Origin of the sequence: Pararhizobium qamdonense, from assembly GCF_029277445.1 — a bacterium.
In the GTDB taxonomy this organism is placed as follows: domain Bacteria; phylum Pseudomonadota; class Alphaproteobacteria; order Rhizobiales; family Rhizobiaceae; genus Pararhizobium; species Pararhizobium qamdonense.
Map to the genome: position 1 here is coordinate 390,739 of NZ_CP119568.1, position 25,584 is coordinate 416,322.

The window sequence follows — 25,584 nt, forward strand, 5'->3', positions numbered from 1 at the left end:
ACCGATAGATTGCGCGTGCGAACGCTGATAACGCGCTGCAACGTGTATGTGTGCGCCGAGTTCGAGGGGAAGGAGACTGAATGGCCCCCTCGTTCGCCGGTCCTATCGCTGGCCGTCGTCTTGCTGGCCACCTTGGCCGCAACTCTGGCCAGTGTCTTGCTGATAGCTGGTCGTTGGGTATTCCTCCGTGTGATCGTCGCTCCTCGGTGACGTCGAACCGCCCTTAATGTCGTTTGCGTCGGAACCCACCTCTGAGAGATCATGTCTGTCTTGGCCAGCACCAAACACAAGCTAAGGGTCGGATAGCTCTCGGAGCGAGAACTACGAAGGCTGCGGTTCCCGTCACGAGATGGACGCAAAATAGCTCGCATATAAGCCGACAGAAGGAAGAACTAACTCTTCTGAAGTGCAGGCCCTGCCTAAATATTCGTTAGGGGAATAGGCAAGAGCCCCACGCTTCGGTTGCAGCGAACTGCTGTATGCGAAAATGCACAATTTCACTTGATGCAATATGCTTTCTGTTTTTTCATACTCTGATTGTTTGATAGACGTTACCCCAATTTATAGCTTTACAGCGATAAATCGCGGCGCATGCTGTTTTTCATGACAATACACGACCTCACCGAAACGTCTCTCCCTTCGCCCTCAATCTCCGGAGATCTGTGCGTGGTCGGAGGCGGCATTGCGGGCCTTTTATTGGCGATGCGCATTGCGAACGCAGGTCGTAAGGTAATTGTCGTGGAGAGCGGCAAAAGGTTCTCAGATCAAGCAATACAGGCCTTAAATGCTGTAGAAGAGCCTACCGCCCGATATGGGCGCGAATTATCAGGCCGTTCCCGAGGGTTAGGAGGAACTTCAAGCCGTTGGGGAGGACGGATGATACCGATCTCCAATGAAGACGCCGCTGAGCGATCTTACTTAGGAATGCCGGCTTGGCCGATTGATTTGGGCGTTCTTGACAAATATTCTGAGGAAATCGAACGGGTTTTTGGCGTTGCGAGCGGTCCGTTCGAGGGCGAGCCAAACTTTCGTTTTCGAGAGGGCCTATCCACGAACGACGCTCTAAACGTCCGATGGGCAAAATGCCCTTCATTTCGCAAATGTAACCTATCGACACTACTGGCAGGAGAGCTGCGGCAAAACGTTAACCTCCAAATCTGGACTGACGCAACCGTATGCGAGTTTACTCTCAGTCGAGAGACAGGCCTTTTGATGGGCGTGACAGCCCGCAACCTTGGCGGCAAGACGCTGCATGTTTTTGCAAAGCAGTTTGTTTTGGCAGCCGGAACAATTGAGACAACAAGGCTACTGCTGCTGATGGACCGAGGCGCGGACAATCGGATCTTTGGAAAGGCCAGCGTACTTGGCCACTACTTTCAAGACCACCTCAAGCTTGAAGTCGCGAAAATCGAGCGACACAAAGCTGTCGAAACAAATCGGTACTTCGCCTATCGATATTTGCGATCGACCCGGCGCGACCTTCATCTTGAGCTGCCACATGGAGCGCAGGCTGAACATGCCGTCGGGAGTGCATTTGTATACGTCGCGATGGATTTGGGGAGCAGTCCTCTCGCTACACTTAAGGCTTTGATGCAAGGTTTGCAGCGCAGAGAGTTCGACTGGCGAGCGCTGTCGGTTCTCTCACAGAATGCGGGCATTTTGGGGAAAGCAGCTTATTGGCGGGTTGTGAAAAAGCAGCTGTATGTCCCACCCCAGATCAATTTCAAGATTATGCTATGCGGGGAACAGCTGCCCCACTGGCAGAATCGAATTTCCCTTGCGCCTGTTTTAGATCGATTGGGACTTCCGAAGTCACAGCTCGACTGGCGCCCGAGGGACTCTGAGGAGAGGACGTTCAGGGCCATAATATCGCGATTAGGCGACTATTGGCTGCGGACGGGACTTGATCAGGTCTGTCCGCTTATTTGGAACCTAGCCACTTTGGATAACGATATGCCGTTGGTCTCTCAAGCTGAAGCCTGCGCGCATCCTTCCGGCACCACAAGGATGGGTACCGATCCAAAAACGTCGGTGGTGGGCCCTGACCTCAGCTGCCACGCAGTGCCCAATGTTTCGATCGTCAGTGCTTCTGTGTTCCCGACTGCAGGGAGTGCTAATCCCACTTTCACGATAATGAAAATGGCATATTATTTTGCCGATATTTTTTTGGGCAAGCTATGACAAAGCTGTTCAAAATGGCCGCGCGGTCCAAAAGTGCGGCTATGCAAATCCTTGCCACTGAAAATGAACCGACCCCTGGTCATACATCCCGTACATGAGATTTAATCCAATGCTTCGTTCGCTTACGCGATCGACATCGAGTTTGCTTAAAATTAAGTTATGGACGACGGTCAGTTGGCCGCTGAAGAGTCGGCACCGGTCTGAGTTCTTGCTCTTCAAAATGGGCCGCCCCCGCCCCGGCATTTTGTCTATATTATCTCGAAGCCGTTCATCTAGGACCTTTCGCAGCAACGTGGATCCTTCTGTCTATAGTTTGGTCTGGAAAAGCGAAAAGATAGTTCACTTGACGCCTATGATGTCAGAAAAGTGAAGGATACACAGGGTGTCTCTTGGTACGGGGCTGGATGGAAAAAGCTGGCGGCGAGACCAGAATGCTCCATGCGACCGACTATGTTGCGTGCAACTTTGCTTGGAAATCAACGGCTTCAATACCGGTTGTGTGCGGGATTGTAAACGCCTACCTGAAGGAGTATAAATTACCGTTCCCCAGTATTCGGAGGGCATTGTGCACGAGAAACGACCAACGGCGCCGAAATTCGGTTTTGGGTGAGGCGGGTTCGGGTAGAACACGACAGAGATAGATCAATCGAACAGACCAGCGCCGTTTTCCATCAGATGATCGAAAATTGGCGGGCTGTTGAGATTATCTCCGCTGGAGTTACTGAACCCGCCGCAGCGGAGATCATTGCTAGGGATACCACAGCTAAGGCTCCCGGCGCGATTTAGCCTCGAAAAGCCTCGCATTGAAATTTTAACGCGCGCAGCTATTTTAAACGGCGCCTGAACGGCAGAATTACGGCGGATCGCTTCGCCTGATTCCGTCTCGTCATCTCGTAGAAAATGGTTTCATAATCGAGAACGACGCTGTACGCGACGGCGATGCTTTTGTCGTGCATAAGTATTGCTTGATCGACCTCTGTTTGCTTCGCCGCCAAGGCGCTGCGGAGTGACTTAAGTTCTTTTTCTGCACCCATCATCTTCTTGCCGCCCTTGGTGTTCCAGCAGAATCCTAGCCCGAGACCGCATACGAACGCGACGATCACGATAGTCATGATTGATGTTAACATCGAGAGCCACCCGTTCAGGAAAAGGACTACAAAGTATGCAAGTAAAAACAAAATACCGCTTGATGCCGTAGGGAATGCAACTTGAAAAGGATTGGAATATGGCTACATATTATTAGCATAGACTAATAATGTAAACGGCCTAAAAGCACTATTCATGGTGGTACGGATGACTAGCGATGTGGATGATTTGAAACTGACGTCGGCAGCCTCTGTCTTATTGGTAACCCGAATGCCGTAATGGACCGTTTGTCTAAGCTACTTCAAAAGTTGGCTGCATCAGGGCGTCTTGGTCAGCTCGCGACGGTCCCCGGCGTCGATTGCGAGGAGCGCGTGCCCATTTTGAAATCCATGCGGGGTTGCGCTGTAAATGATATCCAGATGAGGTGCTTGGACGTGGGCTTCGTAAGTTTCGTAGACCGTCGGAATGCCTGAGTCGAGGCAATGAACTCACCCGAAGTCCTGAGCGGATGCCGATGGCGGCAATCATTTGCTTTGTATGCGCCATGACCGACTCGGTGAATTTTGCGGCAATCCATCCCAACTCCAAATCCCCATCGAAGGGCCGGCGTTTCAATAGCGGGGCGCAGCCAAGACTGTAGGATGACCTTGGAAACTTTATAGCACCTTATTTCCAGCGTTCGTGTGTATTCATACCTGCCGATAAAACAGCCCTTGATACCCATATGCACTGTCATCTGCCGCTCGATCAGCTGTGCCGCAAAGGGGCGGAGCTGGGTTAGGTTATGAGCTCATCGAATCGTCGCCACGCGACGACTTCATTCCCTGGTGGGTGCGTCCGCGCACTCACAAGAAGCGGATCCTCGAATTCTAGAAAACGTTGACCAAGCACAGCGTCAAGCTGGCCTCAATCTTACCGTTGTACCGTTGGCAAGTCCGTACGAGGATGAGCGGCAGGCGGCTGTCCCCCCCTGGAAGGAAGCCATTCGTATCGCGGTAGAGATGGATCGCGATACGATGAACTCCGCGTTCGGCGGGGGCCTTCCCCGGATTGCGTCCATCGACCAAGCTGTTGCTGCTGCGGCATGCGCACCCGAGCAACGGTTTGACAGCGAAACCGGGGCTCAACTTTCGCCGGACCCCGACTAAAATTCAGCCTTCGGCTTTTTGGTTCACCACAGACGTGGCGATGGCAGTCAGTGCCAAATCGGTGGCTTGTTCCTCGTCGAGCGTCGACTGAAGAATCTCCGCCGCTTCCTCATAGCCGAGCTCAAGCGCCCAAGTGCGTAGTGTACCGTAGCGTGACATCTCATAATGTTCGACTGCCTGAGCAGCTGCCAAGAGCCCAGCATCAAGGGCTGGCGAGCCTTCGTACTCTTCCATGATTTCGGCACCTTCGTCGGTAATGCCTAGAATGGCGTCGCATGTCTTCGCCTCTGGCTCCTCGCCGATCACGTTAAAAATGGCCTCCAGACGCGTCACGTGGATTTTAGTCTCGTCAAGATGCTTGCGGAAGGCGGACTTCAGCTGAGAGTTTGTCGCCGCCTGCTCCATTTCCGGAAGAGTCGCGACAATTTTCTGTTCAGCGAAATAAACGTCCTTGAGGGTGTCGAGGAACAAATCTTCCAGTAATTTAGCCATGAGATGATTTCCCTTAATCATTGCCGCGCCAACCGGGCAACCGTGCGCAAACAACCCGCTGGCGGATCCAATGTTCCGTCATATCATCCCACCATCCGCCATACTTGCAGCACCTGCTTGTTTCGCCAATGCCGCCCTTTATCGACAGTGAGGGGAGTCCGCTTTGTCCTGGCCAAACGATACTGCGGAAACGTTCTGGTTCCTGCGCTTGGATCCCGGCATGGAAACGGCTCGACACGCCCTTGAGATTGTCGAGCCGTACCTGCTTTGCATTATTCAAAGTACGTTAGGGCTGCACAGGTTTTTGTTCGGAAACCCCCTGTTTAAAAGCATCGACCTCGTCAACAACACGGTCCTTGATAGTGTCATGGGTGTCAGACGCTACTTCCACGACCCTTTCGTACACTTCTGACGCAACCTCTTTTCCACGGTCCACCACATCCTGAGAGGCTGCCGTGACTTTCTCCATGGCGGTGTCGGAGGCATCCCCCACCAACTCATCCTCAAGGTCGGTGTGCGGCAGTGCCGCACCTATTGCAGCTCCTACCGCGAAGGCTAGGGCACCCCCGACCAGGGGCTGATCACGAAAATGCGTCAGGATGGCATCGTTCAGCTTGTTGGTTTGTCCACGCAGCGAGCTGGCTGTCGACGAGGTTTGGTCCGACAGTGAACTGGCCGCACCCGAAGCCGCAGCCCCAAGGTTGCTCGCCGCGCCCTTTGCCTGTTCCCATTTTTCCGCGACCCAGCCAGATGCGGCATCCAACATAGCACCAGTCTCGTCAGCGATTTGGTCGATTTGCCTGCCACTGGCGTCGGCAAACCCTCGATACGTCGCGCCCGCTTCGTCCACGAAATGACCGGCACGGCGACCCGTCTCGTCGGTTAGCGCTTTGAGTTTCCGTCCCGAGCTGTCGGAGAAGTGACTATAACTTGACCCGTTCTCGCTTTGTGGTGGGGCCAGACGGCGAACCGGGCCGTCAGCCCGATAGAGTGGGTATTCTGTTGCGTTGTGCGAAGCGGTAGTTGCCGTGGAGGGCGTTGAGCCCTTTGCCATCAGCCAGGCGAGGCTCACGCCCATCAACGCAACAGGAAGCGGATTGTTCTTGAGCGCCTGCCCGAGGTTACTGACATATTCGCCACCACCGCTGCCTTTCGCATAGGTCAGGACCTCATCAATCAACTGTCCCGGCGACATCCGCTCCTGGATAGCGTCGATGCGACTTCCGATACGCTCACGATCCTGATCAATCTCTCTCTGGATGTCAGCTGACGTTTTCTCGTTTGAACTTTCCATCAGATTTTCTCCTTCACGGCATCGACATCACGGCGGAGCGACGTCGCGGTTCGATTGAGGGTCATATTAGTTCCACGAAGAGCCGCCAAGCCGCGAGACACGAATGCCCAAGAGATCACGGCGATGACAACTCCGACGATCAGGGAAGCCAATGCGCTGGCGCCTGTATCGGTGAAACCCTGCGTCACGAGAAATGCCGCGAGACCGCCGACAAGGGCGCCCAGCAGCACGCCAACCGCACCGATGGCCAAGACGAGCCCTATGATAAGGATCTCCACGCTGCTCAATGCCTTGGAAAGTTTTTCGGAAGCCTCGGTTTTAGCGAGATCGATTTCCTTGCGGAAGAGACTTGTCACGTCACTGACAAGCCCGCCGAGTAGCTCAGACAGGGGAGCATTATCTGGAGACTTAGCCATTATCCTGCCCCCCATCTCTGCTGGAATCGAAGGTTGTCGCGGGAGAATTGGCAATCTTGGACGGTGTTCTTTTTGCCGACGCGGTGAGGAAACGACTAGCGGTCAGTCCCGCGAGCGCGGCGATGCCCAAGAAGGCCAGCGGCTGCTTGCGACCGAACTCCTCCGCCATGTTGGCGATCTCACCGACATCTTTGCCTTCCATTTGCTTGGCAAAGCTTTGAACGCTCAGCCCGATCTGTTTCGCATAGCGACCGACCTCCGTCTGGTCAGATCCCTCCAGTTCAGTGCCCACCTTCTGAAGCGCGGTCGCGACGCCGCCGACCTGTCGCGCGGCGTAAGTTGCCTGTTCCGAGACCACGCCCTTCATTTTCTCAACAGCGCTATCCGCGCCCGTCTTGATGGTGTCCTTGGCCGCCGACATATCTTCGCTGACCTTTTCCTTCAGATCGGCGAACGACGCCGGGCTTTCGGACGCGGGAATTTCAGGTTGGGATGAGGGTAATGTTGTTGGCACAACATCTGATCCCATCGCCGGATCGTCAAACTCGTTTGGCATATAAGCCTCCCATGGATAAACAAAACGGCGGTCGCCGCATTGATGAACCATGATTTGTGAGCTTTGTTCCCAGCGACCGCGCGCTTACCGTATCGATCCGGGGAGCGGGCACGCCCTATGGAACGCCTATGATGGTGAGAAGCTGAAGCTGCGACAAGACAAGACTGGCGTGAGGGTAGCAGTGCCCATCGTGCAGCCACTTCGCGAGCTATTGGCCAGGACAGTTAGAGTCGCCCCGACTATCTTGGTAAATGCGCTTGGGAAGCCCTGGGCCTTAGAAGGGTTCAGAGCATCTTGGCGGATTGAAAGGCCGACATCGTCGGGCTCACATTTCATAATCTAAGAGGAACTGCAGTAACTCGGACAGGCCTCACTGGCTGCACTACAGCTGAGATCGGTTCTCTAACAGACCTTAAGCTTTCCGACGTGGACGCAGTTCTCGACGCCCACTATTTTGTATATAGGGCTTACCTAGCCGCAAACACCATGAGGAAACTAGAAGGTTACGTGACTATGACGTGACATGGCCGTGACATCATGCTCGCAGAGGCCAAGAGCCCAGTATTAGTACTTGCAAAACCCCTAAATTAGTAGTGGTATGTGAACACTCTTGGGAGAGTGAGGCAGTGCATTCCATATTGCAGGTTTTATATTGTGAGCCATATTACGCCGCCATTTCCAACCGGGAGTGGCGGCATTTTTTTTTGGCTAGCTGGCCGGCTTAACGCATCGTACGATTCATGAGACGCATATCCTGCCGCTTTGAGATAGTTCCAGCATTAGGTTCTGTTGAAGAGGTTGCAGATGGATCCGAGAGCGTTTTAAAGCGCGTCGAAGGTTCTGGCTTCTGCGGTTCGCAGATGCGCTTTGATTTTTGAAAATGCCATTTCGATTGGATTGAGGTCAGGACTGTATGGCGGTGAACTGCACCCCATTTCGACCGGACAGTCGGCATAAGCAGAAAGGCTCAAGCACAGGCTTGAGGACAGGCTTATGTCTAACGAGTATCGACACGTTGAATTGCTGACGGGTGATGTTCGCCGCAGACGGTGGACAACCGAGCAGAAGCTGACAATCATTGAGCAGAGTTTCGAACCAGGCGAGACGGTATCGTCCACCGCTCGCCGCCATGGCGTTGCGCCCAATCTGCTTTACCGGTGGCGCAGGCTTTTGAGCGAGGGAGGTGCTGCAGCCGTGGATTCAGATGAGCCGGTTGTCGGCAATTCGGAAGTGAAGAAGCTGGAAGACCGCGTCCGCGAGCTGGAGCGCATTCTCGGCCGCAAGACGATGGAGGTGGAAATCCTCCGGGAAGCATTGTCCAAAGCGGACTCAAAAAAACGGATATCGCGGCCGATCTTGTTGCCGAAGGACGGTTCGCCATGAAGACCGTTGCAGACACCCTGGGCGTCTCCCGTTCCAACCTCGTCGAGCGGCTGAAAGGCATCTCAAAACCGCGCGGCTCCTATCACAAGGCCGAGGATGCAGAGCTTCTGCCTGTCATCCGCAGGCTGGTGGATCAAAGGCCAACCTATGGCTATCGGCGGATCGCCGCGCTCCTCAATCGCGAAAGGCGAGCCGCCGATAAGCCTATCGTAAACGCCAAACGAGTTCATCGCATCATGGGCAACCACGCCATGCTGCTGGAGAAGCGTACGGCCGTTCGCAAAGGCCGTCTCCACGACGGCAAGGTCATGGTCATGCGCTCGAACCTGCGCTGGTGCTCGGATGGCCTGGAGTTCTCCTGCTGGAATGGTGAGGTCATTCGGCTCGCCTTCATCATCGATGCCTTCGACCGCGAGATCATCGCCTGGACTGCGGTCGCCAATGCAGGCATCTCCGGTTCGGACGTGCGCGACATGATGCTGGAGGCCATCGAGAAGCGGTTCGCAGCAACCCGGGCCCCGCATGCCATCGAGCATCTCTCGGACAATGGCTCGGCTTACACAGCGCGCGACACGAGGCTATTTGCCCAGGCGCTCAATCTGACGCCCTGCTTCACGCCAGTAGCAAGCCCCCAGTCGAACGGCATGTCGGAAGCCTTCGTCAAAACCTTGAAGCGGGACTACATCCGCATATCTCAAGTTCCGGACGCCGAAACAGCGCTCCGGCTCATCGACGGATGGATCGAGGACTACAACGAAATCCATCCACATTCCGCGCTCAAGATGGCTTCCCCTCGGCAGTTCATCAGGGCTAAATCAAACTAGCCGACCTGTCCGGTGAAACGGGGTGCACTCCAGGCGGCAGAAAGAGAAACCACGCCCGATGGTCTTTGAGGCATTCGATGGCTGTTTTGCTCTTGTGAACCGCCAGATTATCCAGAATGACGACGTCGCCGGGTGAGAGCGTCGGGGCGAGTTGCGTCCCGATGTATGTGTCGAAGGAGACACGGTTCATGGCGTGGTGAATGATCCATGGCGCAGTCAGGCCATAGCAGCGCAGGGCGGCGATGAAGGTCTGCGTTCCCCAATGGCCGAAGGGCGCCTGCATGTGCAGCCGTTCACCGCGCGGGCAACGTCCGCGAAGACGCACCATCATGGTGTTCACGGATGTTTCGTCAATAAAGACAAGACGATGTGGTTCCAGCCGCATCCTTGGCTGGCGCTTTATAATCCAGACGTCACGATCCAGCCGCACCGCTGCGCGTGCGCGTTCCGATGCCATCAGGGCTTTTTTTATATGTGAACCCTTGGGCCACCAGGACACGCGACAGCGAAGAAGGCGGGGACCCGAACACCATGCATCTCGTCAAGCTTGTCGGCCAGTTCCGGCATCGTGATATCAGGCTTGTGCTCCACCTGGGCGATCAGGAACGCCATATAGGCCGAAAGATTGCCGCTCCCCGCCGGGCGGCCTTGCCGTAACGGCGCAACCGTGCCGGTTATCGTGCGACGCCGAAGAAGTTTGATCGCAGCGCTTTCGCTGATACAGAAATGTCGCGCCGCCGCCCCTGGCCGCTGTCGACCATCGACACAATACGATCGCGAATATCCAAAGAATGAAACCTGCTAAGAAGGAACCTTCCGCTCTTCGTCCCGGACTCTTCTTAGAATCTCCCGGTTCGGGCCTGGGTCAGTGATGGGGAGGAGGATTTCGACGTGGGAAGCCATGAACACCGAACGTCCTCGCTTGGATCAGTGGACCGTGTGAAAGCCGTAGAGCGGGGCTTGTTGTCTGGGTGGAACGACCTAAGTTCCTAGCTGAGTTGACGGCCAAACCGTCTAACGAGGGAAATGACGATGAGTGCAGACGTGACCACGCTCCAGACCGATGGGCTGGACGGGCGCTATCGGTTGCTGGTCGATGCCATCACCGACTACGCAATCTATATGCTCGATCCCGAGGGACACGTCAGTAGCTGGAATTCGGGTGCCAACCGCTTCAAGGGCTATACGGAAGCCGAGATCCTTGGCGAGCATTTCTCGCGGTTTTATACGCCTGAAGACCGTGAAGCCGGCATTCCACAGCGGGCGTTGTCGACTGCCGAGAACGAAGGACGCTTCGAGGCTGAGGGCTGGCGCGTGCGAAAGGATGGCGAACGTTTCTGGGCTCATGTCGTGATCGACGCCATCCGCGATCCCGGCGGGAAGCTTATAGGATTCGCCAAGATCACCCGCGACCTGTCTGAACGTAAGATTGCCAAGGAAGTGCTCAGACGTAGCGAAGAACAGTTCCGGCTGTTGGTTCAGGGCGTCACCGACTACGCGATCTACATGCTGACAACTGAAGGTGAGGTGTCGAGTTGGAACCCCGGCGCGCAGCGCATCAAGGGATATGAGCCTAGCGAGATCATCGGCCAACATTTCTCGCGCTTCTACACGGAGGAGGATCGTGCAGCCGAGCTGCCTCAAAAGGCGCTGGAGATCGCGGCGAAGGAAGGGCGGTTTGAGAAAGAAGGCTGGCGTGTGCGCAAGGACGGGACGCGCTTTTGGGCGAGCGTCATCATCGATGCGATCCATGGTGAAGACGGGTCCCTGATCGGCTTCGCCAAGGTGACGCGCGACGTCACCGAGAAGCGGCAAGCTCAGGAAGCCCTGGAGCGCGCACAGCAGGAACTGTTCCAGGCTCAGAAGATGGAGGCGGTCGGCCAACTGACGGGCGGGATTGCCCACGACTTCAACAATCTTTTGACTGCGGTTCTGGGAAGCCTGGAAATCGCCAAGAAGCGCGCGTTGTCGGGCCGACCCAACGCTGACCTGATCGAGAACGCAATTCAAGGCGCAAAACGCGGCGCAGCGCTGACCCAGCGGCTGCTCGCGTTTTCGAGGAAACAGGATCTCAAGCTGGAACGAGTCGATCTTCCAGAGCTTGTGAAGGAAATGGCGTCGCTCATCGAGCGCACCATCGGTCCTGACATCGAAATTGCCACGACGTTCCCGCTAATGATGCCACCGGTCATGTCCGACCCGAACCAGCTCGAGAGCGCGCTGCTTAACCTCGTCGTCAATGCTCGCGATGCGATGCCCCACGGTGGGAGAATATCCATCGAAGCCCGACGCAGGGTTGTCGGGTCGGGACAAGTCGAAGATCTGCCGGCAGGGGACTATATGGTGCTCTCCGTTACCGACGAGGGAGCCGGGATGGACAATGAAACGCTGGAGAAGGCGACGACGCCCTTCTTCACCACCAAGGGTATCGGGAAGGGCACCGGCCTTGGACTGCCGATGATCCAGGGCCTCATGGCGCAGTCGGGCGGCGCCCTCGTGCTCAAGTCGCGCCAAGGGGAAGGAACGAGGGCGGAACTTTGGCTTCCGATCGCTGATCCGGATGAAAAGCAGAACCCAGCTTCTGACGTTGTTGCCGATGTGCCTCCACTCGTTGAGCGGTCGCTGACGGTGCTCGCGGTTGATGACGACGCTCTCGTTCGAATGAATACCGCGTTAATGCTTGAAGATCTCGGCCATGTTGCCATCGAAGCGCAGTCTGGCAAGGAGGCCCTTCGAATGCTTGATGAGGGAGGTCTACCGGACATCGTCATTACGGACCAAGCGATGCCAGAGATGACCGGTGTGGAGTTGATTAAGCAACTCGCTTTGCGGTATCCGCACATTCCCGTTATTCTTGCGACCGGGTACGCGGAACTGCCGAACGGCGTGGGCGCTGGACTCCAACGACTGGCGAAACCATTCATGCAGGAGCAATTGAATGAAGCGTTGGCGCTTTGCCTCGGTCTAAGCAAGCCATAGCTGGCCTTTGAGGTGGATCGTCGGAGAGACTTTCTTGGACAACCTGGTGCCAAGTTTTGTGCGTGGCGAGCTGCGGCACCGGGCGAGGCACCTGCGTTTCAGCGTAGAAAGCCATAATTGTGGAGCTAGTGCCATGAGCACGTGGAAAACAAGGTCGCTCGTTTTCGCGCCGATATGTTCGATGGCTAAGGGGTAACAAGGCAGTGTTCAGTCGGATTACTTGGCTCACTCTACCGGTTGTCACGATGGATTTCTCCGAATTTTTACAGTAAGGACTACGTCTGTCCATGGAGATATCTATGCCATTCAGCGATCCCAGTCATCCACTTTGGAAGCCGGAAAACTTGCGCCGTGCCATCCACGCAGCAGGGGTTGCGCTGTGGTCTTGGAACGTTACCGATGACCATTTTGCAATGGACGAGCATGGGTTCAAGCTATGGGGGCTCGTCAAACGCGGCGAGGTAAAATTCGAAGACCTTTCCGCCCATATCCACCCGGCCGATCGAGATCGGGTGCGCGCGGCATTTACGGCAACACGGGGGATCGTCGGCTCCTACGAGATCGATTTCCGGATTATCGTCGCCAATGAAATACGTTGGATCTCTGCGCGAGGCATAGGCGATGATACCGCTTTGCATGAGGGGCAGATGTTTGGCGTATTCCTGGACGTCACCGGCCGCAAACAGGCTGAAGAAGGCAACGAGCTCCTCGCCGGCGAAATGAGCCACAGGGTCAAAAACCTCCTGGCCATCGCCATGGGTCTCACCAATATCACCGCGCAATCGACGACGACTGCCAAGGAGATGGCCAAGGAGCTGACGGCTCGACTGACGGCCCTTGGAAGGGCACATGACCTCGTTCGCCCTATTCCCGGCGCGCAAGGGCACGCGACCCTGCTAGGCGACCTTTTGTCGGTTCTGCTGGCTCCCTACGAGGATCTCGGTGCTTTCAAGGGGCGCATTCGGGTCGCGGTGCCTCGCATGGGTGTAGGGGAGGGAGCGGCGACCGCCCTGGCGCTTGTTTTCCATGAACTGGCGACAAACTCCATGAAGTATGGCGCCCTCTCCATCGATACCGGAATTTTGGACCTCTCTGGCTCGGCAGAGGGGAACAATGTGACCCTTACCTGGACAGAGCGTGGCGGCCCAGCGGTCGAATCCCCTGATGGCGCTGAGGGGTACGGTAGCAAGTTGCTCAAAAGGAGTGTGTCGGGTCAACTCGGCGGGACAATCAGCTATGACTGGTCAGAAAAAGGCGTTGTCGTTATTTTCACCCTGAGTGGAGAAAAGCTCACTAAGTGACGGAGCCTGTCTCTCGTTTGGAGAATGCTCTCTGCCTGACAAGCAACCTTGCAACCGGTCGCACCCCCTCCGGTTAGCTAGGACTTTCATCGCCCGAGTGCCGCTTGCTTTTCCTATTTAATCGTCTGCCCGGTGCTCTTCCAATCTGCGACAAAGCTTTTGAGCCCCTTGTCCGTCAATGGGTGCTTAACGAGGGCCTTTAAGGTCGCTGCAGGTACCGTTACGACGTCTGCGCCCACAAGCGCCGCCTCACGTACATGATTACCAGTTCGGATGGACGCCGCCAAAATCTGGGTCTCGAAGGAATAATTGTCATAGATGCGACGGATATCGGCAATGAGGTCCATGCCGTTAATGTTGGTATCATCAAGACGACCGACGAACGGCGAGATATAAGTAGCGCTAGCTTTGGCCGCAAGTATTGCCTGGTTGGCAGAAAAGCAGAGAGTGACATTCGTTTTCAAACCCTGCTCCGTAAACCGCTTGCAAGCCTTTAGGCCGGGGAGTGTCAGAGGGAGCTTGATGACAATATTGGGAGCGATGTCGGAAAGAATTTTCCCCTCTCGCATCATGTCGTCCAACTCCAGGGATGCGACCTCTCCGGAAACCGGCCCGTCGGTCACCTCACAAATTTCCTCCAGTAGCTCTTTGATTGGACGGTCCGCTTTGAGCACCAGAGATGGATTGGTTGTGACCCCATCAATCAAGCCCGCTTCCTGGAGTTCACGGATCTCGCCAATATTGCCGGTATCGACGAAAAATTTCATGAATGCCTCGCTTAGAACAGCGATATCGCACGTTTGAGAACGCTTAACGACCGGTATTCTGTCTCTCAAACAGTGAGCAGCCGGTTAGTTCCATATTGACTAATCTCCAGGGAACAATGCTGATCCAATCAAGTTATGCTGCATTGCACAAATTCCATTGCGGGGTTTTAGGTTGGCCGAAATCTTCTGGGAAAAGCCCTTACTTGTGGTCTCGCATGATGGCGGCCAGCTTGTTATTTTAGGACCATCGGAGGCGCTAAGAAACCTTGATACCTGGATTTCTCGCGAGGGTTGGTTTTTTGAGCGTGCGAAAGACAAATGTCACGCTGCGCTCGAAATGGGCTTGTCGCCTAAGGATGCGCGCAGAGCATTTGTAGCCGCCGCGCCCGACATGAACATTCCGTTTGCCTGATTCTGTGGAACTTAAGTGCTGAGCCGTGGTTTAACGACAAGAGTACCAATCATGAACCAGATTTTTTCCAAATTGACCGTCACGGCCATAATAGCAATGGATATAACTATTCTTCCAGGGATATCCCTCGCTCACGGGGATACCCCAGCCCCTCAAGGTTTTGCCGAAAAAGCAGCTATTTCACACACGTTTGAGATCGAAGCCGCAAAGTTGGTTCTTGACCGTGGGAAAGACCCGGCCGCCAAGAGTTTCGCAGCCGATATGATTTCGGACCATGAACAGGCAGGAGTAGGCTGGCAAACGCTGCAGGCGAAGAGCATGTGCAGCTTCCAGCGGGCCTCGACGACGAACACCGTGGAAAGTGAAGCGCTGAAGTCTTCTTCCGATCAGGATTTCGATCGGGCCTATCTTTCAACTCAGATATCTGCTCACGAAGAAGCGGTCAGTCTGTTTGAACATTATGCCAAAAACAGCTCTGGCGGCCCGCTAAAAAGCCTTGCTGAAAAAACGCTGGGCACGTTACGCACCCACACTGTACGAATCCATGGGTTGACCAAGGAATAGACCTTAAAGACAGTCCGTCAGAGTTATCCGTTGAACTCTCCGTCGCCAGCATCCCGCTCCTCGTAATTTAGAGTCCACTCCTTGCTGACGGGCTTTTTTCCAGGCGGCGCTTTGTGGGCGGTGGCATCGTCCGATTCAGTCATAATACGGGGCTAGGCGCTGACGACTCCGTTGTTGTCGCTGTGCTTAAGTCCTCGTGCATATTGTCCCTTGCGTCGTCGTGGATCGCCTTGACGGTAGACTTACCTTTTTTAGACTCTACCATCACTTTTTTCCATTAGCAGCTTTGAGCACTCTTCAACTTCCCGCTCAGTCAGTCGTTCGCTCCGACGACCGAAAAGAGGGAGACTTGTCGCCGCTCATAGCTCTGTCACTCGCGCGATTAACATTTGTAGTATCAAAGTTCGCGAATACCCTGTCTAAGGGGCTATCAGCGCATCCCTTTGGCCAGCTTCTGACAGAGAGACTTCGTGCTCCCGGCAGAACACGGAGTTGCCCTGTATGGCTCGGTATTTTTTTCACGTCTTGAATGGCAAAATGTCTATCGATGATATCGGTGTCGATTATCCCGATATGGACACGATGCGGCGTGAGTCTATGCGCGCAGCCGGCCAGATGCTGAGCGACGGCGAACAAGTCTGGGCGGGCAAGGCATGGCAGATGATGGTAGCCGACGAGAAAGGGACTATCGTCTACGGCCTTTCCTTTTCGGTGGACCGGCACGGTTTGTAATCGGGGCAGGCCGATAGGAGTGGTCTACGCAGCACCATGCTTGCCCCATCGCAAATGAAGATAAGCCGGATCAAAATCAGCATACTCTTTGAGACGGGCAACGTTTGGAATCATCAACCGCTCGTTCTGTCGTGTCACAAGCCCGGTTTCGCGCAGTTCCTTAAGGCTTCGATTAACATGAACGGTCGAAAGCGCCATCGTGTCACCAATTTCGGCTTGGGTTATGGGCAATTCAAACGAACCGTTCTCGGTCATACCTACAACCTCTAGCCGCACATGAAGTTCGCAGAACAGATGCGCAATGCGCTGGGCCGCCGACCGCTGTCCGATGTTGACAAGCCATTCCCGCAGGGTTGCTTCATCCACCAGGGAACACATCCATAATGCCCGCGCCATCGACGGTCGGCGCTCTGTTATCTCGATGATAGTGCTGGGAGAAATTTCGACCACACGGCACGGGGTCAAGGTTGCGATGCTGTGATCCATTTTACGAAGAATCGCCACATGCACGTCGCAGAAATCGCCCGGTATCAAATACGCGAAAATCTGACGCCTGCCCTTTGATGTCAGCTTGTAGCGCATTGCAAAGCCATCCAAAATCAAGTGCACGTTTTCTGGATTATCGCCTTCCCGTATCAGATCCTGATCCGCACCAACTTCCTTCACTCGGCTTGTAATCGAAAGCAGCCACTCACGATCGTCCTCGTGCAAAGGCCCAAAACTTTCAAGTTTCCGAATAAATGGATTGGGCACCTTGTGCATCTCCTGTTTGCCGCTGACGACCACAACAGACGATCATCGCCCGGCACATTCAGCAGCAAACAATTTTTCCCAATATTACCTATGTTAATGCACCACATCGAAAACTGGGTTTTTTTAACCTATTGTCCTCGAAAATGCTGACGCTCCACAGAGGCCTCAAGCATTGGTTTCGGCAATTCGCCCCTGAAATGTATCGCCAGATGGTCGCGATGTAGGGTGATACGAACCGCCTCTGAGAGGAATGTGCGTGAAGCAAAGGCTTTTGAGCGGGGCGGAGCAGGCGCTGTATCGGCGCCGCATGTTGACGGAATTCCAAAAGGGTACCCCACCCGCTGAAACGCTCGCAATAATCACCCAGATGCGAGATGCTCAGCTTGCGGCTGACGATACACCTCCCACAGATCACCACACAGTAATGGAAATTGAGCCAGAAAAAAAGAAGCCGGCGGTGTGATAGCTCGTGGATTTATTAGTTTAGGCGCTTGCTTAACAGAGCGGTTTAAGCAGCATTCTGGCCGACCTTGATTGCGTCACCTTTCGAGTGGGTGATCGCTATTTTAATAAGATAGATCAACAGAAGATCACCCTCTCGGATGTTGCCAGTTTAGCGGCATGAAGCAGGTCGGTTGTATATGACGGTTTTGGTATGAGTTTCCTCCGGTTCGTGTCACGACAAAATATCAGATGTACTACGACGAGGCACTGCGACTTATGGTAGGATATAATTTACACCTCATTACTTTAAAACGAACAATCTTGACAACAGGACCTCACCTGTTCGCTGCAGTAACATCCGCTACGGTTTAAACCGGCGTACCCATTGAGTTACCAAGGAAGTGCAATGTCGGTCTCCAACCCAATGAGAACTCGCAATCTTTTGCTAGCATCCTTGTCAGAACGGTCCTGGCAGCGCATCAATTTGCTTCTGATCCCCGTTTTGTTGCCAAAAGATTTCCTGATCGCGTTAAAAAAAGAGCAGGTCGAGTATGTATATTTTCCAGAATCTGGCGTCGGCTCCGTAACGCTGGAAACTGACGGTGTCGTGGCTGAGGCTGGGGTGTTTGGCCGGGATGGTTTCTCACCCACCGTGGCAGCGGTTGGTGGAGATGTCAGTATGCACGACATCGTCGTGCAAATACCGGGTGACGGCCACAGGATTGATCGGGAAGCCCTGACAGAATTGCTCGACCAGGACAGAGAGCTAGAAAGAGTGCTCACGCGATTTGCGCATAATTTCGCAACGCAGGTCTCCTACACGGCCCTTTCTAACGCTGCCAACAAAATCGACGTCAGGTTGGCGCGGTGGCTGTTGATGTGCCACGACCGTGTCGATGGTAATGGGTTCCACCTGACGCATGAGTATCTGGCTGTGATGCTCGCGGTACGGCGGCCAAGCGTGACGGATGCGCTTCATATCCTTGAGGGAAATGGATTCATCCATTCTACGCGCAATCACATCCACATCGTTGATCGCGAAGGGCTTGAGGCGTTCGCAGGCGCTTCCTATGGGAGCCCTGAACAAGAGTATCGCACGCTGATGGGCACAGACACGCAGGGCAATTCGGGCAAGGTGAAAGACGGACGAGAACAGCACCTAAGCGGCGCCAGTTCAAAAGCGTAGATAGTCACTTTTTCAGCCATCTAGCCGAGCAGCGATCTTGGTAAGCAATCGTACAGAGTGCGGTCATTTAACATAGGTTATATCGACATCCCGGTTTCAGCCCATACTGAGGCTACCAGTCCCACTGAGCATACCTGGCTGAGACTGTTTGAGAGAGACGTGCGCTCTTGCCCAATTGCGGAGCAAAGCTGTGTGTCTCCTTGATCTTCTATACCTAGACGAAACTCAAGCTGACTCAGTTGTTTTTGCAGTCCGGCAATGGTGTGCGGCGCACGATCGGACTATGGGTGATGACGCTGGCAAAATGGCCGCGTCTGTAGCGGTCAGGTTGGTAAAGGGGAACGCGAGCGGCGGTCCAGATCTGCTACATGCCATTTCCCAGGAAATGGCCGCTCTAAACAAGCCTATTGACGTCCAGGCTGTTTTAGTCCTTGAGGATGAGCCCCTTATCCAGCTCGATATTGAGCACATTCTCAGAAAAGCAGGCTATACCGTCAAAGCATGTTCATCCCGCAACGAAGCCAGTGACTGGCTGGCGTCCAGAACGCCAATGGCAGCTGTTTTAGACTTTCGGCTCCGAGACGGAGACTGCACCACAGTCGCAAACATGCTGCAGTCGCGCGGTGTCCCGATCATTTTCTGCTCAGCATCCCATCCAAGCGATCTTCCCTCAGGATTTCAAGCCGCCGCCTGGCTGCATAAGCCATTCGACGATACGCAACTAACATCCATCATTCATCAGGCCGTGGAGATGCGAGAGTTTCATCAGCGGTTGGAGGCAGAGGCATGAGTGATACGGAGGCACTCAAGCGGAGACCGAGGGGATCTTCACCACGCGGCAGTTTCGAAGTCTCAAAGCTTTTTGCCACCGTGAGCGAAGAGGCGCGGGTAGACGCGAACAAGCGCAAAACCGAAGCCCTTCGAGCGGCGCGGCAGATGAACGCCAAGGTTGATAAAGGAAACCCCCATGGCCAGCGAAAAGCGCCGGGAATATCTGAAACTGATGATTGATAACGACGAGATTCATGACGCCTACGCGGTGATAATATCCCAAAAAATCATTGCTGACGGCGAAAACGCACTTACGAGCGAGCAGATACGCCATTTCGAGGAGCAAGTCGTCCGGCGGTTCGACCTTCCCGACTGAACCCGACAGCATTTCTTCCCACGATACCGGAGCAGGCATATGAGTGAACAAGACCAGGACGACTTTGCGATGCTTGCCGAATTGCTGCGCAAGATCGCGGCAAAGCATGGCAGGCCATATACCCTGTCCGATGAGAAACTAAGTCGGGCCCTTATAGAAGCTTGTCGGGCATCGCAGACATCTGTGACCTATTAGTAAGGCATCTCTCTGTCAAAAAAGCTCGTTTGCAATAGGGGATTAAATAATTGGAACTTGATGTTTTTTGGTTGGCTTCCCGCGCATAAAGGAGATAGCAATTATGAAACCATCATCATCGCGACTTCACTGGTGCTCGTCGCAACCTCTGTTTTTGCACAGTCGGCAACCGAGGCTACGGGTGTCAACTCGGCACTCGGAGTAGCCCCCACCACTGAAGATTTTATTATGCAGGCATCGGCAAGCGACGTTCGAAATTGAGTCGAGCAAACTCGCTCTGCAAAAAGGTGGCGAAGCTACAAAAATGTTTGTCCAGCAGATGATCAAGGAACATGAAAACACATCTGCGGAACTGAAAGATATGATTGCAAGCAACAAGGTCAAGGGGGCACCCGTCGCAGATCTGACGGAAGACGATAAGGAACAGGTTGGCGACCTCGCGAAGTTGGACGGCAAAGAATTTGACGAGGAATTGGTCGACGCACAGGTTGAGGCACACGAAAATGCCGTCAATCTTCTCAAGCGATACGGCGAGGAGGGTGACAACGCGGAACTTAAAGCTTGGGCATCGAAGACGCTTCACGCCCTTCAACATCACTAGATGATGGCGCAGGGCCTTGATAAGTAGTCGAAAGCAATCTCACTGGTCCACATTGGTTTCGCCCTGCTTGGCAAGGCGGAACTTTTCAGTCGAGCGTTGTCGTGAACGACGGAAACAGACGAACTTTAGCAGTTTTTGATAGATAAAGCTGCGGCAACCGGTTCGCCGATTGAGCAGGATCGCGCATTCATGCATGTCGTCGATCTGTAGGAGAAAGGCGAAATCGATTTGGCCGAAATGCGCCGCCGTTTCGGCAGCGTGCGGCGGGAGAGACTCGACGCTCTCCGCTTGGCCCGGAAAGGAGAGCCGTCATTGGTGCTTTATCCGTCGGCAAACGAACTCTTATCCCAAATCGTTCGATCGGCGAACCCTGGACAGGATTAGGTCCATTCTCGTTGCCGTAAATTCGACTTGGTCACGGTCGGCCGGGCGGACTTTCTTCGATAGATTTCGAAGGAAGAAAACCCTATGGAGCGACTGCCCACAATGGATATTCCCGGATGTCCCTCATCAAGGCACCGGTATAGAGGTGTCATGCCCAACGATAAAACGCCGATGTAGCGACATTTTTAATCGCGGGAACCCCGATCTTGAATCGGCATCCGAACGGGGAACATCTGCTGGCTCACTCAGTTGTGCCACATCAACAACGGAGGTTTCGATATGCGCGCACTTTGCTGGCACGGAAAAGGTGACGTTCGCGTCGATACAGTTCCCGATCCCAAAATCCAACATTCGCGAGATGCCATTATCAAAATAACTTGCTGCGCCATCTGCGGGTCTGACCTGCATCTTCTGGACGGCTATCAGCCAACGATGGAAAGTGGCGATATCCTTGGCCATGAAAACATGGGCGAAGTTATTGAGTTGGGTTCAGACGTCAAGAACCTCAAAATCGGCGACCGCGTGGTTGTCCCCTTTACGATTAGCTGTGGCGATTGCTGGTTTTGCAAACAGGGAATGTATTCCTGCTGCGATACGACAAACCCCAATGCCGAGATTGCACGTAAGGCCATGGGCCACTCCCCAGCCGGACTGTTCGGGTTTAGCCATATGCTTGGGGGATACAGCGGCGGTCAGGCAGAATACCTCCGCGTCCCCATGGCCGATGTCGGGCCGATCAAGGTGCCTGACAGCGTCTCGGATGAGCAGGCGCTTTTCCTATCCGATATTTTTCCCACAGGGTACATGGCCGCTGAAAATGCGCAGATCCAACCCGGAGACACGGTGGCCATCTGGGGATGTGGCCCGGTCGGTCAGTTCGCAATTCGCTCCGCGCTCATGATGGGCGCAGGCCGCGTGATCGCAATAGATGAAGTGGCTGAACGTCTCGCGATGGCGGAAGCGGGGGGAGCCGAAACGATTAACTTCTCCGAGACCGACGTCTATGACGAACTCATGTCACGCACCGCCAACCGGGGCCCTGACAGTTGCATCGACGCGGTCGGATGCGAGGCATCAGGCCACGGCTCCGCTGATGCGTTACTCGATAGGGCTAAGGCAGCGCTGTATCTCGCCACCGATCGAGTCCATGTGCTGCGGGAAGCCATTATGAGCTGCCGTAAAGGCGGCACGATATCTATTCCGGGCGTTTATGTCGGAATGGGCGATAAAATTCCCATCGGCGCTGCAATGAACAAAGGGCTTACCCTGAAGATGGGACAGACCCATGTGCAGAAATATACAAAACCACTTCTTGAGAAAATCGAAGCGGGAGAGATCGATCCGAGCTTTGTAGTGACACATCCAGCGTCTTTGGAAGACGCTCCGGAGATGTACAAAAAATTCCGGGATAAGGAGGATGGGGTGATCAAGGTCGTGCTCAGGCCATAGCCGCCATGCTGAACATGCTAGCACGAAGAACGCATGGGGAGTTGACATGCAAGATATCAGAGATTGGCTCAAATCCAGAATTCCGGAACTGTTAAGCTTTCAAAGGGATGCGTCGGAAAAATCCAACTTCCAGCTTGAAGCGAAGGCCTCGACGCCCGACAGGATTGTCTCGCAGCGCTGGTAAAAGGCCTGGTCTGAGGCCATGACCTCGAATAGGACCATGACCCGGCAAGGACAAAACAGACTTGACTAAGTTCCGCAATTAAAGGGCGATTGACAGAAATGAGATGTTCTCACTCAAGCTGATCTGGTCAACTAAACTTGCCAAGTTGAAGTTATAATTCGGAACCATAGATCAACCCGCTGGTTGAGCCTGTGTCTCCAACCAAAGGAACATCCCATGTTCATGAGAGTCGACCAGTTGCAGGCCAACCTGCCAGCTCCAGCACGTGCAGATCCCAACGCCGCCGCAGCCCTTCAGGAATTGCTCGGTGGCAAGTATGGCGAAATGTCCACTCTGGGCAATTACATGTTTCAGAGCTTCAACTTCCGCAGCAAGGAAAAGCTCAAGCCGTTTTATAGCCTGGTGGCGAGCATCACAGCCGAAGAACTCGGCCACGTCGAACTCGTTAGCAATGGCGTGGCGATGCTTAACAACGGACCTGACGTCCCAGATGGTGACGAAGGCGATGGCGGAGACATTTCCGGCGCGCCGTGGGAGGGCATGAAAGACATCCGTCTTGCGGCCGCTTTCCTGTCCGGTGCGGGCGGCGCGATGCCCGTCAACAGCAACGGTGTCTCCTGGAACAACGATTTCATCACGACGACGGGCAATGTCGTCATCGATTTGCTCCACAACTTCCACCTGGAATGCGGGGCGCGTCTCCACAAGCTCCGGGTCTATGAAACGCTTTCCGATCCGACGGGCCGCGAAGTCTGCGGCTATCTGCTAGTTCGCGGGTCTGTTCACGCTCACGCTTACGCTCTGGCACTTGAAAAGATCACCGGCGTCGACGTCAAGAAATTCCTGCCGACGCCGAACATTCCCCTCGACAAGATTCCTGAATGCCAAAAATATCTCGACGAGGGATCGCATCGCAGGCTCTACACGTTCAGCCCGGGCGACTACAAGGAAATGTCCGGCATCTGGGGCAACGGCGAGGTCGCACTCCCAACCGATCCGCCAGGTGAGCTCGAAGTCGTAGACGGAATGCCCGAAGGCGGCAAAATCCATCAGCTGGTTGGCGTACCGTCAGCCTTCACGCCAGACTACGCGCCAGAGGAAATGTTCGAGATTGCCGAGAAGCTTTACAAAGCTTCTCGATAAATCTGACACCGGGAGCCTCCGGGCTCCCGGTGCTGTTTCCTGTTATTTCATCAGACCGGCGGACCGCAGCGCGCTTTCAATGACATCCGGAATTCCGGCATCGCCTGCCTTGGACGGGGAGGGGGGCCTTTCCATTTTCTCGTCGCCTCGCTCCCGGCGCTCGAACCATGGGATTATTACCCAGTTCCGTGCGATGTGCACGGTCGAGGAGACACCGACGTCGATTATATACGGCTAGCCATGGCCGTAGCCGCTGGTGCGGTCCACAGGTGCCCCTTGAAAACGGGGTCACTCACATCGCGAAGACAAGACTGGCCTCCATCCGCTCCTGCGAGCAAGGCATTTCATGGGAGCTTGTTTCTGGGCTAACAGTTAGCGCGCATAAATAGGAGTACGCAGATGAATCGTAAAAAATTGAAAACCGGCTCGTTTCCAGCGCCTGCTATTGCCAAGCGGAGTTCGCATCCAGAACCGCTTAACCTCGACGAGATTGATCTAAGCCGCGACGGTGTTCAAGGTGACGTCGTTGTCTCAAAGGGTGACGCAAGCACCTTTGTCAGCAGGAAACCAAAAGTTGACGACGATGAATGAGGCTCATACCTTTTGTTAACGCCCTGATGCGGCTGCATGATCGAGCGAAGTCCAGTTAGTATGAGTGGTAACATGTCGCTGTACACTTGCAAAATCGTGGTTCCCGTAAAGCCGCCCCACGAGAAAAAGCGACACGTCGGATGAGTTGGAAGCGTATCTGGACACGTCAGGCCTTCCGGCTGCCACCTACCTGATTATCGAGCGCACTCGACTAATGCAGTTGGAGGGCCAGGGATCTTACAGAGAACCGACGATGAGGAAAGCTGGTCTCTGCTGTGGGTTGAACTCCCTGCCGGTGGGCAGGGCGAACGCCGCGGACGTTAGGGGCCGGGCGTTCGTCCTGGGTCTTAGAAAAAAGGCTTGAACAGATGAAAGAAGTTCATGACCGACAAGTTGGAAAAGACGATATGGGACTGTGCGGTCATCGGTGGTGGCCCCGCTGGCTTGACGGCAGCGATTTATCTGGCTCGCTATCATCTCTCTGTGATGGTATTCGACGATAATACCAGCCGGGCGGCGATGATCCCGATGTCGCATAACCATGCAGGATTTCCAGACGGGATCAGCGGGCCGGACCTCCTGGCCAAGATGCGTGCACAAGCTCAGCGGTACGGCGCTTTGATCCAGGGCAGCAAGGTCACGGGCATTGAAAAGGACGGCGATTTATTTAAGTTGGAGTTCGGCGGCGACACAGCATCTGCCCGCACTGTTCTTATTGCGACTGGCGTGCTTAACCGCAGACCACCAATGTCGACGACCGCGCATGATGAGGCGGTCGCACGGGGGGTGCTGCGTTATTGCCCAGTTTGCGATGGGTTCGAAGTCTCGGACAGAGCCGTTGGCGTCCTTGGCACTGGCGCGAAGGGCTTCAAGGAGGCGAAGTTCTTGCGGAGTTACACCCAGGATGTGACGCTGGTGGCGCCTGATGGCGGGCATGACCTCGCCGACGCCGAGCGAAGAGGTTTGGAAGAGCTCGGAATCAAGGTCGAGGCGGGACCGGTGATTTCAATCGAACCGGGTGAAGATATCATCACCGTTTCGACAGCCGCACGATCATACGCCTTCGCGTCGCTCTACCCGGCCCTCGGCTCCGATGTCCGTTCGGGGCTTGTCACAACTCTTGGAGCTCGCGTCTCGGACGGGGGCTGCGTCGCCGTCGATGCCCATCAGAGAACGAGCGCCCCAGGCCTTTATGCCGCTGGCGACGTCGTGATCGGTCTGGACCAGATCAGCCACGCGATGGGTCAAGCAGGTGTCGCTGCTACAGCTATTCGCAACGATCTGTGTGAGATCGAAGCGTTGGTTCGCTGACCTGCCGTCAAGTACTGAAGCAACAGTTAAAGACGGCAAGGCCGAACAAAAGCGAGTCAGT

The 25,584-nt window shown here is 54.7% G+C and carries 26 protein-coding genes and 2 pseudogenes; 19 read left to right on the top strand and 9 right to left on the bottom strand.

Features of this window, described 5'->3' with window-relative positions; translation table 11 throughout:
- Positions 1 to 876 precede the first annotated feature (876 nt).
- Entirely contained in the window at positions 877 to 2,181 is a 1,305-nt protein-coding gene (locus PYR65_RS27325; RefSeq protein ID WP_276121916.1) for a GMC oxidoreductase, read from the top strand.
- A gap of 824 nt (positions 2,182 to 3,005) precedes the next feature.
- On the opposite strand, the gene PYR65_RS27330 is transcribed toward PYR65_RS27325, so the two are convergent.
- Entirely contained in the window at positions 3,006 to 3,293 is a 288-nt protein-coding gene (locus PYR65_RS27330) for a hypothetical protein (protein WP_276121917.1), read from the bottom strand.
- A gap of 698 nt (positions 3,294 to 3,991) precedes the next feature.
- On the opposite strand from PYR65_RS27330, the pseudogene PYR65_RS27335 reads away from it, so the two are divergent.
- Positions 3,992 to 4,360 (top strand): annotated as a pseudogene (locus PYR65_RS27335) (TIM barrel protein); the annotation flags it as partial.
- A 58-nt stretch (positions 4,361 to 4,418) separates the two neighbouring features.
- Here the strand turns inward: PYR65_RS27335 and PYR65_RS27340 are convergent.
- The 5 genes and pseudogenes from PYR65_RS27340 to PYR65_RS27360 form a co-directional block, all read right to left on the bottom strand.
- Positions 4,419 to 4,907 (bottom strand): YciE/YciF ferroxidase family protein, encoded by a 489-nt coding sequence (locus PYR65_RS27340; protein ID WP_276121870.1) that lies wholly within the window; start codon positions 4,905 to 4,907, stop codon positions 4,419 to 4,421.
- 286 nt (positions 4,908 to 5,193) lie between these two features.
- Positions 5,194 to 6,201, bottom strand: coding sequence for a DUF3618 domain-containing protein (locus tag PYR65_RS27345; protein ID WP_276121918.1), 1,008 nt, complete (start codon positions 6,199 to 6,201; stop codon positions 5,194 to 5,196).
- Positions 6,201 to 6,617 carry a phage holin family protein gene (locus PYR65_RS27350; RefSeq protein WP_276121919.1) on the bottom strand — a complete coding sequence of 139 codons (417 nt, stop codon included), beginning with the start codon at positions 6,615 to 6,617 and terminating at the stop codon, positions 6,201 to 6,203. The genes PYR65_RS27345 and PYR65_RS27350 overlap by 1 nt, the downstream gene beginning before the upstream one ends.
- Positions 6,610 to 7,173 carry a nutrient deprivation-induced protein gene (locus PYR65_RS27355; protein WP_276121920.1) on the bottom strand — a complete coding sequence of 188 codons (564 nt, stop codon included), beginning with the start codon at positions 7,171 to 7,173 and terminating at the stop codon, positions 6,610 to 6,612. Before PYR65_RS27355 ends, PYR65_RS27350 begins: the two co-directional genes overlap by 8 nt.
- Before the next feature lie 779 nt (positions 7,174 to 7,952).
- A pseudogene (locus tag PYR65_RS27360) lies at positions 7,953 to 8,093 on the bottom strand (transposase); the annotation flags it as partial.
- A gap of 73 nt (positions 8,094 to 8,166) precedes the next feature.
- Between PYR65_RS27360 and PYR65_RS27365 the strand changes: the two are divergent.
- Positions 8,167 to 9,380 (top strand): IS3 family transposase gene (locus tag PYR65_RS27365; protein WP_276121921.1). Its coding sequence is split into 2 segments (ribosomal slippage): positions 8,167 to 8,503 and positions 8,503 to 9,380, totalling 1,215 coding nucleotides; the frame shifts between segments, so codons are not numbered across the junction.
- On the opposite strand, the gene PYR65_RS27370 is transcribed toward PYR65_RS27365, so the two are convergent.
- On the bottom strand, positions 9,367 to 9,837 hold the full coding sequence (locus PYR65_RS27370) for a transposase (RefSeq protein ID WP_276121922.1): 471 nt from the start codon (positions 9,835 to 9,837) through the stop codon (positions 9,367 to 9,369). The genes PYR65_RS27365 and PYR65_RS27370 overlap by 14 nt on opposite strands.
- Before the next feature lie 575 nt (positions 9,838 to 10,412).
- Here PYR65_RS27370 and PYR65_RS27375 point away from each other — a divergent pair.
- Positions 10,413 to 12,359 (top strand): hybrid sensor histidine kinase/response regulator, encoded by a 1,947-nt coding sequence (locus PYR65_RS27375; RefSeq protein ID WP_276121923.1) that lies wholly within the window; start codon positions 10,413 to 10,415, stop codon positions 12,357 to 12,359.
- 299 nt (positions 12,360 to 12,658) lie between these two features.
- Entirely contained in the window at positions 12,659 to 13,660 is a 1,002-nt protein-coding gene (locus tag PYR65_RS27380) for a sensor histidine kinase (RefSeq protein ID WP_276121924.1), read from the top strand.
- A gap of 113 nt (positions 13,661 to 13,773) precedes the next feature.
- Here PYR65_RS27380 and fsa read toward each other — a convergent pair whose 3' ends face one another.
- Positions 13,774 to 14,427: a fructose-6-phosphate aldolase gene (gene fsa, locus PYR65_RS27385; RefSeq protein WP_276121925.1), complete on the bottom strand. Its 654-nt coding sequence runs from the start codon at positions 14,425 to 14,427 to the stop codon at positions 13,774 to 13,776.
- A gap of 172 nt (positions 14,428 to 14,599) precedes the next feature.
- Between fsa and PYR65_RS27390 the strand changes: the two genes are divergently transcribed.
- The 3 genes from PYR65_RS27390 to PYR65_RS27400 all read left to right on the top strand — a co-directional run bounded on the left by PYR65_RS27390 (position 14,600) and on the right by PYR65_RS27400 (position 16,135).
- A complete protein-coding gene (locus tag PYR65_RS27390; RefSeq protein WP_276121926.1) occupies positions 14,600 to 14,839 on the top strand; it encodes a DUF982 domain-containing protein in 240 nt (79 codons plus the stop codon).
- Positions 14,840 to 14,890: 51 nt separating this feature from the next.
- On the top strand, positions 14,891 to 15,403 hold the full coding sequence (locus tag PYR65_RS27395) for a DUF4142 domain-containing protein (protein WP_276121927.1): 513 nt from the start codon (positions 14,891 to 14,893) through the stop codon (positions 15,401 to 15,403).
- Between the two features lie 537 nt (positions 15,404 to 15,940).
- On the top strand, positions 15,941 to 16,135 hold the full coding sequence (locus PYR65_RS27400) for a DUF6894 family protein (RefSeq protein WP_276121928.1): 195 nt from the start codon (positions 15,941 to 15,943) through the stop codon (positions 16,133 to 16,135).
- 24 nt (positions 16,136 to 16,159) lie between these two features.
- Here the strand turns inward: PYR65_RS27400 and PYR65_RS27405 are convergent, their stop codons facing one another.
- Entirely contained in the window at positions 16,160 to 16,888 is a 729-nt protein-coding gene (locus PYR65_RS27405) for a Crp/Fnr family transcriptional regulator (protein ID WP_276121929.1), read from the bottom strand.
- 256 nt (positions 16,889 to 17,144) lie between these two features.
- Here PYR65_RS27405 and PYR65_RS27410 point away from each other — a divergent pair, with 256 nt between their 5' ends.
- From PYR65_RS27410 to PYR65_RS27460, 11 genes are all read left to right on the top strand, one after another.
- The gene (locus PYR65_RS27410) at positions 17,145 to 17,351 is read left to right on the top strand and encodes a hypothetical protein (protein WP_276121930.1); all 207 of its coding nucleotides are present in this window, start codon (positions 17,145 to 17,147) and stop codon (positions 17,349 to 17,351) included.
- A gap of 387 nt (positions 17,352 to 17,738) precedes the next feature.
- The gene (locus PYR65_RS27415) at positions 17,739 to 18,518 is read left to right on the top strand and encodes a Crp/Fnr family transcriptional regulator (RefSeq protein ID WP_276121931.1); all 780 of its coding nucleotides are present in this window, start codon (positions 17,739 to 17,741) and stop codon (positions 18,516 to 18,518) included.
- A gap of 283 nt (positions 18,519 to 18,801) precedes the next feature.
- Positions 18,802 to 19,308, top strand: a complete 507-nt coding sequence (locus PYR65_RS27420; protein WP_276121932.1) for a response regulator — start codon at positions 18,802 to 18,804, stop codon at positions 19,306 to 19,308.
- A gap of 177 nt (positions 19,309 to 19,485) precedes the next feature.
- Positions 19,486 to 19,665 carry a hypothetical protein gene (locus PYR65_RS27425; RefSeq protein ID WP_276121933.1) on the top strand — a complete coding sequence of 60 codons (180 nt, stop codon included), beginning with the start codon at positions 19,486 to 19,488 and terminating at the stop codon, positions 19,663 to 19,665.
- Between the two features lie 39 nt (positions 19,666 to 19,704).
- Positions 19,705 to 19,860, top strand: a complete 156-nt coding sequence (locus PYR65_RS27430) for a hypothetical protein (RefSeq protein ID WP_276121934.1) — start codon at positions 19,705 to 19,707, stop codon at positions 19,858 to 19,860.
- 277 nt (positions 19,861 to 20,137) lie between these two features.
- Positions 20,138 to 20,461, top strand: coding sequence for a DUF4142 domain-containing protein (locus tag PYR65_RS30510; RefSeq protein ID WP_328518526.1), 324 nt, complete (start codon positions 20,138 to 20,140; stop codon positions 20,459 to 20,461).
- A gap of 663 nt (positions 20,462 to 21,124) precedes the next feature.
- Positions 21,125 to 22,294 (top strand): zinc-dependent alcohol dehydrogenase, encoded by a 1,170-nt coding sequence (locus PYR65_RS27440; RefSeq protein WP_276121935.1) that lies wholly within the window; start codon positions 21,125 to 21,127, stop codon positions 22,292 to 22,294.
- Between the two features lie 46 nt (positions 22,295 to 22,340).
- Complete coding sequence (locus PYR65_RS27445) at positions 22,341 to 22,478, top strand: hypothetical protein (RefSeq protein WP_276121936.1); 138 nt, start codon at positions 22,341 to 22,343, stop codon at positions 22,476 to 22,478.
- A 216-nt stretch (positions 22,479 to 22,694) separates the two neighbouring features.
- Positions 22,695 to 23,621, top strand: a complete 927-nt coding sequence (locus tag PYR65_RS27450; RefSeq protein ID WP_276121937.1) for a manganese catalase family protein — start codon at positions 22,695 to 22,697, stop codon at positions 23,619 to 23,621.
- 399 nt (positions 23,622 to 24,020) lie between these two features.
- Entirely contained in the window at positions 24,021 to 24,212 is a 192-nt protein-coding gene (locus tag PYR65_RS27455) for a hypothetical protein (protein WP_276121938.1), read from the top strand.
- 381 nt (positions 24,213 to 24,593) lie between these two features.
- Positions 24,594 to 25,523: an NAD(P)/FAD-dependent oxidoreductase gene (locus PYR65_RS27460; protein WP_276121939.1), complete on the top strand. Its 930-nt coding sequence runs from the start codon at positions 24,594 to 24,596 to the stop codon at positions 25,521 to 25,523.
- Positions 25,524 to 25,584 lie beyond the last annotated feature (61 nt).